The sequence below is a fragment of the Zoogloea sp. genome (assembly GCF_028693495.1).
Lineage (GTDB): Bacteria > Pseudomonadota > Gammaproteobacteria > Burkholderiales > Rhodocyclaceae > Zoogloea.
Genome location: NZ_JAQUVG010000113.1, coordinates 1 through 10,548, shown reverse-complemented (window position 1 = coordinate 10,548; position 10,548 = coordinate 1). Strand labels below are relative to the sequence as shown.

The following is a 10,548-nucleotide window of genomic DNA, read 5'->3' as shown; positions in this document are numbered from 1 at the left end:
CGCCGGGATGGACGACTGGCCTCGGTGATACCGGCGTCCCCTACGAACAGCAGCTCCGAGGCCATGTCCAGACGCCACAGGGCAAGCGTGGTCCACCATCCCCGGGCGGGCGCGCTGCGCAAACCGACCTCCATACCCCGCGTGCGCACGAGCGGATGAACGGGCCGGAGCGGCTGGCCAAAACCGGTGCTGCGGGGATCCGGATCCACCCGGGTCACCGTTCCCCGGGCGTCATTGCTGTGAAATCCATGTCCCCAGTTGGCATACACCTCCGTCGCGCGCCACGGCCCCAGGACCACCCCCAGCTTCGGCGTGGCCAGAAAGGCATCCTGCTCCCCGGAGTTCAAAGACGTATCGCTCCGGACGTCAAAACGATAGTGATCGGCGCGCACGCCCGCGCTGGATCGCAACCACCCGGACCACTGGACCACAGCTTCGCCGTGGAGACTCATACGGGTCTGGCGCACCTGATCTGTACGTACCGCGGCATGACGCCGGCGCGCCTCGGTGAGAAACAGCCCCACCTGACCGATCTGGTCATGACGAAACTCGCTGCCCAGGGTCAACTCCACGGGCCAGCCGGCCCATTCGGCAAAGTGCACGTGACTTCCTGCAGCCCCCAGGGTCTGGCGCCGGTCTACCTGCTCGAACTGGTCTCCTCGCAAGGGGTTGTCCAGGGCGTAGGTGAAGTTGGAAAACAGGTCCAGCCGGTAATCGATCAGATAGGCATTGGCACGGCTGACACCGCTGGCATCGCTGCGCGCCCATTCGGCAGACAGGCTGGCCCTCCGGGTCTTGCCGCCGCTGCTCGGATCAAGGCTCCCGAAACGCCCGATCAGACCGGCATCGACCGCCCTGCGAGGCACCTGATCGGTCGCCGTCCACTCGGACTCATAAGCCATCGCCGTGGCGGCCCAGCCATTGTCCGGGGAGCCCGAGGACAGGCGTAGCACCGTATTGAGCTTGCGCAGGTTCTGATCCACGGCCCATGGCCCGTCGGTGTAGGCCACCTCCGCGGCCCCCAGCAGGGTCAACCCACCCTCGCCCAGCCCCCGGGAACCCGCAGCCAGCAGGCGCCCGTAGCGGTTCCTGCCGGTCTCCCATTGAACAAAGCCGGTCTCCAGGCTGCGCCGGTAATCGATGCGGGCAGCACCCGCCGAGGAGAAGTCGCCTTCTGCCGCGTGATAGGGCCCCTTGCGGTAGCGCACCGAGGAAATCAGTTCAGGGATCAGAAAATTGAGGTCTGTGTATCCCTGCCCGTGAGCGTGGGTCGGCAGATTCACCGGCATCCCCATCAGCCAGGTGGCAAAGTCGGTTCCGTGATCGAGGTTGAACCCCCGCAGGTAATACTGGTTGGCCTTTCCGTCGCCGCTGTGCTGGGACACGATCATCCCAGGCACCGCCTCCAGAACCTCTGCCGGACGCAGCAAGGGGCGCACGGCCAGTTGCCGACCACTGACCGTGCCCTCCGTGGCGGTCCCCGCCAGGCCGATCAACCCGGGCGCGGCGGCACTCACCTCCACCGCTTCCAGCGTCGGAATACCCCCTGCGAGCACGGCGCCCCCACAGGCGCTGAACCACAGAGCCGCCATGGGCCGCAGGCTGTCCTGACACAAGCCTGAGATGGTTTTATCTTTCATCTGAACTGCGCCCCCAGGTGGGTTGCCATGGCGGAAGCGTCTTCCCCAGCAAGCCTCAGGCCGACACCCTGCCCACGGCAGCATCTCGCCCCCGGGCCAGCCACACCCCCAGCACGAAGCTCAGGAAAATCACACCGATCACTCCCAGGCCCAACACCAACTCCTTGCCCTCACCCCAGGCTTCCAGCTCGGGCAGGAACAGCCGGGCCAGCCCCCAGGCGGCCACCAGCAGGCTCATGCCCGCGACGGCCAGGGCCATGATCCGGGATGCAATCCGCGCCAGGTCATCCGAGCGGGCAATCAGGCGGGCAATCCATAACCCGTTGGCGCCGTCGGCCACCAGCATGCCGAGCATGAAGGTCAGGCCCAGCCCCACCGCATGCACCCAGCTGCCCGCCTGCACTCCCGCCATTGCAAACAGGGTTGCCTGGCTCACCGTGTCGAAGGACAGGGCAAACAGCGCCCCCACCAGGGCAATGCTCAAGGGATGGGCGGCACGATTCAGGCGCCCCAACCAACGTCCCCTGAGCCCCAGCGGGCGCACGACCTCATGCGCCGGCGTGGTGTACGCCGCGCGGATGTTGAGCACACCGAGGGTCAGCAGGAAAAGGATGGAGATCCATGCACCGGAAAGCTCCAGCCAGGCGGGCGCTTCCCAGTGGCGGGATAGCAGGCTCACGGCCAGGGCGACGCCCACCACCACCGCCCCATGACCCAGGGAGAACAAAGAGCCACACCAGCGTGCCAGGCGCGGACGGGTGCGCATGTTGTAACGGGTCAAGCCATCGATGGTGGCCAGGTGGTCCGCATCAAAACCGTGCTTCAGGCCAAGCACGAAAACCAGCAGGGCAAGGGCCAGGCTGTCGGTCGGTAGGTTGGGCATGGCGTGGATCCTGCTGGAACGTATGAAGACTTTACTTTAGTTCATACAACAACCAACCGTCGCCCCCACATTTTCACCAACCGGCCCGGAACGTCCTCAGGAGCGGGGACGGTAATGCCCGTGGAGAGGCGGAGCATGCCCGTCCTGAGCATGGTCATGGCTGTGGGCCTGGGCCCCATACTCGGCGCTGACCAGATTGAGGGCGCCGTGGCGAATGCCAGGCCGGGCGATCAGGGCCTCGGCAAAGGCTTTCACCTGGGGCGTGGGGCCACGCAGGATCACACTTTCCATGCAGTGATCATGGTCCAGGTGGGCATGCAGGGTCGCCACACACAGGTCGTGGTGGGCATGCTGGTCATGGGTCACCCGCTCGGCCAGCTCCCGTTCATGATGGTTGTAGACGTAGGACAGGTTGGCGATGCAGTGGGGGGCCTCCTCCCGGGTCAGCCGGTTCGACTCGATCTGGGCACGCAGGATGTCCCGCACCGCCTCCGAGCGGTTGGAGTAGCCCCGGGCGGCAATCAGCGCGTCAAACTCGCGGGCCAGGTTCTCGTCAAGGGAAATGGTGAAACGCTCCACGCAGGGACTCCGGTCGGGACAGGCAGCTCATTCTGCCCGGCGACGCCCCAGGGAGCAAACGCCATACCGGGCCAGGGGAGAGGCTGCGATAATCCATCCACTCAACCACTCTTACTCAAACCAGCATGGCCCGCATCCAGATCCACCTGCCCGAACACTTCGCCTTCGCCACTGAGGTGCCCATCTACATCACCCACATCAACAAGGCTCAGCACCTGGACAACTCGGCCTTGCTCGGGCTGCTCTCCGAGGCCCGGGTACGCTATTTCCGCGCCCTCGGCTACGACGAGCTGGATGTGGAAGGGGTGGGCATCGTCATTGCCGACGCGGCACTGCAATACAAGTCTGAAGCCTTTCACGGAGAGGTGATGGTCTTCTCCATGGCACCGGCCGATTTCAACAAATATGGGTTCGATCTGATGTGGCAGATGGCCGACAAGGCCACAGGCCGGGAAGTCGCCCGGGGCAAGCTGGGCATCCTGTTCTTCGACTACAGCGCCAAGAAGGCAGCCCTGATCCCCGACGCGTTCAAGGCAAAGATCGGCGCGCCCGCCTGACCAGGACTCAAACCGCCAGATCCACGTGCTGGAGGGTGCCCACGGAACCATCTTCCCGGGCATAGATGCCGGTGCTGCGCACGGCGCCCAGCTCGGCACCGTCCTTCAGGCTGAAGTCCGTACTGACCCGCCCCAGGTAGAGGGCGCCCACCCGGGCCTCCTCCAGGCTCAGCACGGCCCCCCCTCCTGCGGCGTCCGGCGTCCACACACCCAGCCGGTCAAACACCGGATCGGCCTCATCAATCCAGCCATTCGCATCCGCGTCGTGTTTGGCCAGATCGGCAAAGCCATCGCCACTGGCCGGCCCGAAGAGCTGACGTCCTGAAGTCACCCGGCCGCTCTCCTGGGCATCCAGCACCAGGAAGCCACTACCCTGCCCCAGGATTGGCACATCCACCTCCTCGCCATTGCCCAGCAGGTCGAAACTGAAACGCTGGCTGCTCAGGCTCGCAGCCTCGCCACCGAAGTTGACCACCAGCGGATCCTTCATGGCCGTGCCGGCACGCAGGCTGAACTGGCTGCTTTCCACTTCCATCCGGCTCATTTCCAGAGACACCGCAAAGCTGATTTCCCGGCCATCCGTGGTGCGAATCCGTCCACTGGCAGCGAAGCGGGTGGCCTCTGCTTCAATGCGGGTCTCGCTGCGCTCATACTCCACACCGAACCCTGCCGCCCCAGCTTGAGCAGACTCCCTGGCCAGCCGGGCCACCTCCTCGGAATCACTGGCAGCCATGCTCCCTGCCGACATCACTTCGATGCGTCGTCCGGTCAGGGACTCGATGATGGAGCGCAGCAGCTCCATCTTGGGATCGATCCTGTCCCCCTTCTTCTCCACCGCCTCCGCGGAGGCGGTCTGGTCGAGCGCCAGGGCCTGGCGTGCCGCTTCCGACACAACCACCGCCTGGCGGAGCGGCACCTCTGACACAGGCTGCTGCGGTGGGCGAGGCCCAACCCAGGCCTGCAGTTCCTCCCGCACCTGAGTCACACGGAAGGACTCACGGCTCGAGGCCAGATTCATTTCAGAAGCAGCGATTTTCATGGCAGTCTCCTTGCGTACCAAGGTGCTGGCCTTGTTAACGTCCCCTCACGGCACAACTTTACTGCTGCAGAGGACGCCCACATTGCCTGCGAGGGAAATCTGCGCTTACAGACTCATGTCGGCCCCCCAGGCTCAGGAGCGTTGAACACCCACCGGGTCGGCCAGACTGACCCTCCCCCTCACTCACTGGTGAGCACATCATGCCCCTCTCCACCCTGCTCCGTTCCATGACCCTGGCCATGCCCCTCGCCGCCGCACTGCTGTGCACCCCGGCCAGCGCCCGACCAGCCTACATCCATGAACCCCTCCACCTGCAGGCCGGCCCCGGGGAAGACTACCCCCTGGTCACCCTGCTCTTTCCCGGCATGGAACTGGAGGTTATGGGCTGCCTGCCCGGCTATACCTGGTGCGATGTGGTGACACCCACCGGTCTGCGGGGCTGGGCCTGGGGCGGCCTGCTGAGTTTTTCCTGGGTGGGCGAGCCCTTGCCTGTCATCCAGTTCGGACCCAGCTATGGAGTGCCGGTGATCCGCTTCCTCATCGGTGACTACTGGGGACGCCACTACCGGCACAGCCCCTGGTATGGCGATCTCCCCCACTGGCGCCGTGCTCCGCCACCCCATCCAGTGGCCCCACCTCCTCACCGAGAACCCCGTTTCGACAGCCCTCGATGGAATGAACAGCGGGACGACCATCCGGGGCGGGAGCGCACCCCCCGCTCAGAATTCACGCCCCCTTCAGGAGGCAGCTCAGCTCCCGGCCAGAATCCGCCGGGGGCCTGGGCCCCCTCCAGAGGACTGCGCCCGGACAGCCAAGAACGGCAGGGGCGCCCCCTGCCCCGCCAGGAGGCCCCCCGGCAGCCCTTTGAACACCATTTCGGCGAACTGCCCCGCCACGGGGAGGGGCACCGGCCTGGCGGGGGCGGCCGGGAGATCCGCTCCGGAGGACGCACGGAACGAGGCGACTGACCCCCTTCAGCAAATACGGGGCAATTGCTCACCCGCCAGCCAATCCACCATCCTCCGGCCTCCCAGGAGCGTCCTCATCTGGACAAAGCGGTGCCCGTCGGCAATGACCTCACCCACCCGGGCTGCGTGCGCTCCCAAAGGATGCGCCCGCAAGGCGGAAAGGAGGGACTCCGCCTCCTCGGCAGGGCAGACCGCCACCAGCTTCCCTTCATTGGCGATGTACAAGGGATCCAGACCAAGGAATTCACAGGCGGCCGCCACCGGACGGGCGACGGGAATCGCGGCCTCGTCCAGGACGATGCCCACACCAGACTGGTGGGCAATCTCGTTGAGGGTGGCCGCCAGACCGCCCCGGGTCGGATCCCGCAACAGACGCAAACCCGGCGCTGCTTCCATGGCCCGGGCGGCAAGCCCGTGAAGGGCTGCCGTGTCGGAGCGGATTTCCGACTCGAAGGCCAGGCTTTCCCGGTGGGCCATGATCGCCATGCCATGATCACCGAGAGTGCCCGAAACGATCACCGCATCGCCGGGCCGGGCATGGGCACCGGACAGCCGGCGCCCCTCCGGCAGCGCCCCCAGGCCGGTGGTGGTGATGAAGACCCCATCCCCCTTCCCCTTTTCCACCACCTTGGTATCCCCGGTCACGACCGGCACCCCGGCCTCCCGGGCGGCCACCGCCATGCTGGTGACGATCCGCTGCAGGTCGGCCAGCGCAAACCCCTCCTCAAGGATGAAACTAGCGGCAAGGTACAAGGGCCGGGCACCCATGACAGCCACATCATTGACGGTGCCGTGAACACTCAGGGATCCAATATCCCCTCCGGGGAAAAACAGGGGCGACACCACGTGGGCATCGGTGGCCATGACCAGCTGCTCGCCAGGACCGGGCGCGGGCAACACCGCAGCGTCATCTCTCTGGCGCAACCATTGGTTGTCAAAGGCCCGGGCGAAGACATCGGCAATCAATTGGACCATCGCCCGCCCGCCACCACCGTGGGAGAGGTCAACACTGCCATGACGGATATCCAGGGGACGGATGTAGTCACTCTTCATCAATTCAGGGCCTTTCCGTTTTACGCCGCCACAACCGGGATATCCCGGATGCGGCCATAGGTGTAATGGGCGGCACAGGCCCCTTCCGACGACACCATGCAGGAACCCATCGGCGTTTCCGGCGTACACACAGTGCCAAAGAGCCTGCAGTCCACAGGGGCCCGCTCACCCCGCAGGATGGCACCACATTCACAGGCTGGGTGATCCGGGACCGCACGGTAATCCAGGCCGAAACGCCACTCCGCATCAAACTGCCGATAGGTATCACGGATCCCCAGAGCCGACTCCGGCAACACACCCAGGCCTCGCCATTCAAACGCCGGCCGGAGCTGGAACACCTCGGCCATCAGGGCCTGGGCCTTGAGATTGCCCTCTTCGCAGACCGCCCGGGTGAACTCGTTCTCCAGGTCGGTCCGCCCCTCGTTGACCTGGCGTACCAGCATCAGGATGGCCTGCATCACATCCAGAGGCTCAAAACCAGCAATCACCACCGGCTTGTGATGCTCGGTCGCAAAGCGGTGATAAGGCCGGCTGCCAATGATGGTGCTCACATGGGCCGGACCGATGAAGCCGTCGAGGCAGACCCCATTGCCTTCCCCACCCTCCGGCGCTTTGAGAATCGCCGTGATGGCCGGCGGGGTCAGTACGTGACAGCACAATACTGAAAAATTGGTCAGATTCCGCTGAGCTGCCTGACGGATCACCAGGGCCGTAGGGGGGGTGGTGGTTTCAAAACCGATGGCAAAGAATACGACCTGGCGCAACGGCTCCCGTTGCGCCAGGGTCAGCGCATCGACCGCCGAGTAGATCATCCGGATGTCTGCCCCCCGCGCCCGGGCCTTCAGCATGGACAGACCTCCGGAGGCGGGCACCCGCAGAGTGTCCGCATAAGTGCACAGGATGGCTCCCGTATCCAGGGCCAGTCCGATCGCCTGATCGATGCGCCCCACCGGCAACACGCATACCGGGCACCCGGGGCCATGGATCATGCGCACCTGGGACGGCAGGAGATCGGCCAGGCCATAGCGGGAAATGGCATGGGTATGGCCACCGCAGAACTCCATGAAAGCGTAACGCCGATCGGGCCGGACCTCCCGGGCGATGGCCCCGGCCAGCCCCCGGGCCAGCCCACCGTCCCGGAACTCGTCCACGTACTTCATGAGACACGCTCGAATGGTTCATCCCCGGTGACCCCCGCTTCACGCATCAGGGCCAGGGTCTGCTCAGCCTCTTCCGGATCAAGGCGGGTCAAGGCATAGCCCACATGGACAATCACGTAGTCGCCGGGCTGCACCCCATCCACCAACTCCAGGGAGACCACCTTGCGGACGCCTCCCAGCTCCACCAGGGCCTGCTGGTCGGGCAACAGCTCGACCACTCGGGTCGGAATGGCAAGACACATGATCACTCCTTTCAGCGGCCCGGCTCAAAGGAGACCGCGCCGAAGTTGATCCCTCACGACCCAGGCCTGCCCGAGGGCCAGGCCGCCGTCACCGGGGGGAACATGCTGAGCTTCAAAAACCTTCAAGCCCCGGGCCACCAGACGCTGGCGCAAGCCGGCCGAGAGCAGCCGGTTATGGAAACAGCCACCGGCAAGCACCAGGGTACGCAGACCAGTAGCGTGGGCCATGCCCGCCATCCACTCGGAGAGCGCCTCCACCAGGGTCTGATGGAAGCGGGCAGCGCCCCGTCCCGGATCGTCCTCGTCCATGAGCTGATTGAGGAGCGGGTAGAGGTTGAGTACCGACAGACCGCTGTCGGGCCGGGTATCGATGTGGTACCCCCCGGGCAGGGGCAGGCAGCCGCCGAAGCGACGGGCCAGGGTCTCCAACATCATCGCGGCCTGGCCTTCGTAACTCATGACCTCACACACCCCCAGCAGACCGGCCGCGCCATCGAACCAGCGCCCGAGGCTGGTCGTGGGCGGACAGCGGGTTCCCTTGAGCAACATGCCGAGCACCTGCTCCGCATTGGGGTGGGTTGCACCAAAGCGCCCTGCCACCTCACTTCCCCGGCCAAGGACATGGAGCACGGCACAAGCCATCCGCCAGGGCTCCCGGGCAGCGCGATCTCCCCCAGGCAGGGGAAGCGGACTCAGGTAACCCAGGCGCCGGAACCCGGCACCGTCCACACAAAGCAGTTCGCCCCCCCAGGGCATCCCGTCAGTACCCAGGCCGACCCCATCGGCAGCCAGGGCCAGCACAGGCTCGGTCAGCCGGTGTTCGGCACAGACGGCGGCCACATGGGCGTGATGATGCTGGACTGGGACTGCGGGGATGTCAAAACGCTCCGCCATCGCCTGAGCCGCCCGGGTGGAGTAGTAATCGGGATGAGCATCATGGGCCACCGCCGCCGGACGGACCGAGAGAATGGTCTGCAGGTGTTCAACCGCAGCGTCCAGGGCCTCGCAGGCCGCCGGGTTATCGAGCCCTCCGATGTGCTGGGACAGGAAGGCCTCATGGCGGCGGGTCAGACAAAGGGTGGTCTTCAAATGGGCGCCCATTGCCAGCACCGCCGGGCCATCGTCAGGGAGCGGCAGGGCCAGGGGCGTGAAGCCACGGGCCCGACGCAGGAACTGCACGCCTCCACCGGGCGCATCCCCGGTTGCTGCGGGAAGATCCGGCCGCACCCGCAACACCGAATCATCGCAGCGCACAACGATGTCCCGATCGTGGAGGAGGATGACGTCGGCAATGTCCGCCAGGCGTAGGAACGCTTCATTGTTATCCTTGACCAGGGGCTCCCCATGCGGGTTGGCGCTGGTCATCACCAAGGCCAGAGGCTGCTCCTCGTCCAGCCAGGCGGTGCCCTCGGGACGCCCCGCTGCTTCGTGGAAGAGCAGGTAATGGAGGGGGGTGTAGGGCAGCATCACTCCTGCCTCGTCCAGCCCGGGCGCAATGCCCGGCAACAGCGCATCAAACTCCTCGCGCTTTTCCAGCAGCACGATGGGACGCTCGGGACTTTCGAGGGTTTCGGTTTCCGTGCTGGACAGGTGCACCCAGCGGGCGGCACTCACCGTATTGGCCAGCATCAGGGCCAGGGGCTTGTCCGGTCGGCTCTTGCGCCGGCGCAGGCGGGCCACCGCCTGGGGGTTACGGGCATCACACGCGAGATGGAACCCACCCAGGCTTTTCAGGGCGACGATTTCACCCAGTTGCAGGCGGTGGAGGGTCGCGGTTACCGGATCCCGCGCGAGAGCACGCACCCCATGGGGCTCGAACAGTCGCAGCTGGGGGCCGCATTCAGGGCAGGCGTTCGGCTCCGCGTGAAAGCGCCGGTCACCCGGGTGGTGATACTCGGCATCACAGCTCGGGCACTGGACAAAGTCCGCCATGCTGGTACGGGCCCGGTCATAGGGCAGGGTCCGGGTGATGGTGTAACGGGGACCGCAGTGGGTGCAGTTGATGAAGGGATAGCGCCAGCGCCGGTCCCGGAGATCAAAGAGCTCGTGCAGACAGGCGCGGCAGACCCCCACGTCCGGGCCAATGGCCGTTGCCATCTCGCCCCCCGCGCTGGGCAGGATCGTAAATTCCTTGCGCCCCAGATCCGGGGGAATCACCTCGGGCTCGATGGAATCCACCCGGGCCAGCGGCGGCGCTTCCGTCGCCAGGCACTGGGTAAACGCGTCCAGGATGGGCTCGCTTCCCTGGATCTCGATCTCGACTCCGCCCCCATCGTTACGTACCCAGCCAGTCAGACCCAAGCTGCGGGCAAAACGATAGACAAACGGGCGGAAACCCACGCCCTGGACGACACCCCGAACCCTCAGGCGCCGGGCAACCCGAGTGGGGTCAACAACGATCAGCATGACTTTCAGGCCCTGATGGCA

General features: G+C 65.7%; 10 protein-coding genes. 2 read left to right on the top strand and 8 right to left on the bottom strand.

Annotated features, from left to right (window positions below; translation table 11 throughout):
- The 3 genes from PHD22_RS14905 to nikR form a co-directional block, all read right to left on the bottom strand.
- A partial coding sequence (locus PHD22_RS14905; RefSeq protein WP_299868554.1) for a TonB-dependent receptor occupies positions 1–1,640 on the bottom strand: 1,640 nt, incomplete at its 3' end.
- 55 nt (positions 1,641–1,695) lie between these two features.
- Positions 1,696–2,523, bottom strand: a complete 828-nt coding sequence (locus PHD22_RS14900) for a nickel transporter (RefSeq protein ID WP_299868550.1) — start codon at positions 2,521–2,523, stop codon at positions 1,696–1,698.
- A 96-nt stretch (positions 2,524–2,619) separates the two neighbouring features.
- Positions 2,620–3,102, bottom strand: coding sequence for a nickel-responsive transcriptional regulator NikR (nikR, locus tag PHD22_RS14895; RefSeq protein WP_299868547.1), 483 nt, complete (start codon positions 3,100–3,102; stop codon positions 2,620–2,622).
- A gap of 125 nt (positions 3,103–3,227) precedes the next feature.
- On the opposite strand from nikR, the gene PHD22_RS14890 reads away from it, so the two are divergent.
- Positions 3,228–3,659 (top strand): thioesterase family protein, encoded by a 432-nt coding sequence (locus PHD22_RS14890; protein ID WP_299868544.1) that lies wholly within the window; start codon positions 3,228–3,230, stop codon positions 3,657–3,659.
- A gap of 7 nt (positions 3,660–3,666) precedes the next feature.
- Here the strand turns inward: PHD22_RS14890 and PHD22_RS14885 are convergent, their stop codons facing one another.
- Positions 3,667–4,698, bottom strand: a complete 1,032-nt coding sequence (locus tag PHD22_RS14885) for a hypothetical protein (protein WP_299868541.1) — start codon at positions 4,696–4,698, stop codon at positions 3,667–3,669.
- A gap of 200 nt (positions 4,699–4,898) precedes the next feature.
- Here PHD22_RS14885 and PHD22_RS14880 point away from each other — a divergent pair, with 200 nt between their 5' ends.
- On the top strand, positions 4,899–5,666 hold the full coding sequence (locus tag PHD22_RS14880) for an SH3 domain-containing protein (RefSeq protein ID WP_299868539.1): 768 nt from the start codon (positions 4,899–4,901) through the stop codon (positions 5,664–5,666).
- 6 nt (positions 5,667–5,672) lie between these two features.
- Here PHD22_RS14880 and hypE read toward each other — a convergent pair whose 3' ends face one another.
- The 4 genes from hypE to hypF form a co-directional block, all read right to left on the bottom strand.
- A complete protein-coding gene (gene hypE / locus PHD22_RS14875) occupies positions 5,673–6,719 on the bottom strand; it encodes a hydrogenase expression/formation protein HypE (protein ID WP_299868536.1) in 1,047 nt (348 codons plus the stop codon).
- 20 nt (positions 6,720–6,739) lie between these two features.
- Positions 6,740–7,879, bottom strand: a complete 1,140-nt coding sequence (gene hypD / locus PHD22_RS14870; protein ID WP_299868533.1) for a hydrogenase formation protein HypD — start codon at positions 7,877–7,879, stop codon at positions 6,740–6,742.
- Complete coding sequence (locus PHD22_RS14865) at positions 7,876–8,121, bottom strand: HypC/HybG/HupF family hydrogenase formation chaperone (RefSeq protein ID WP_299868530.1); 246 nt, start codon at positions 8,119–8,121, stop codon at positions 7,876–7,878. The genes hypD and PHD22_RS14865 overlap by 4 nt, the downstream gene beginning before the upstream one ends.
- A gap of 24 nt (positions 8,122–8,145) precedes the next feature.
- Positions 8,146–10,548, bottom strand: a 2,403-nt coding sequence (hypF, locus tag PHD22_RS14860; RefSeq protein ID WP_366520746.1) for a carbamoyltransferase HypF, incomplete at its 5' end; no start/stop codon positions are given.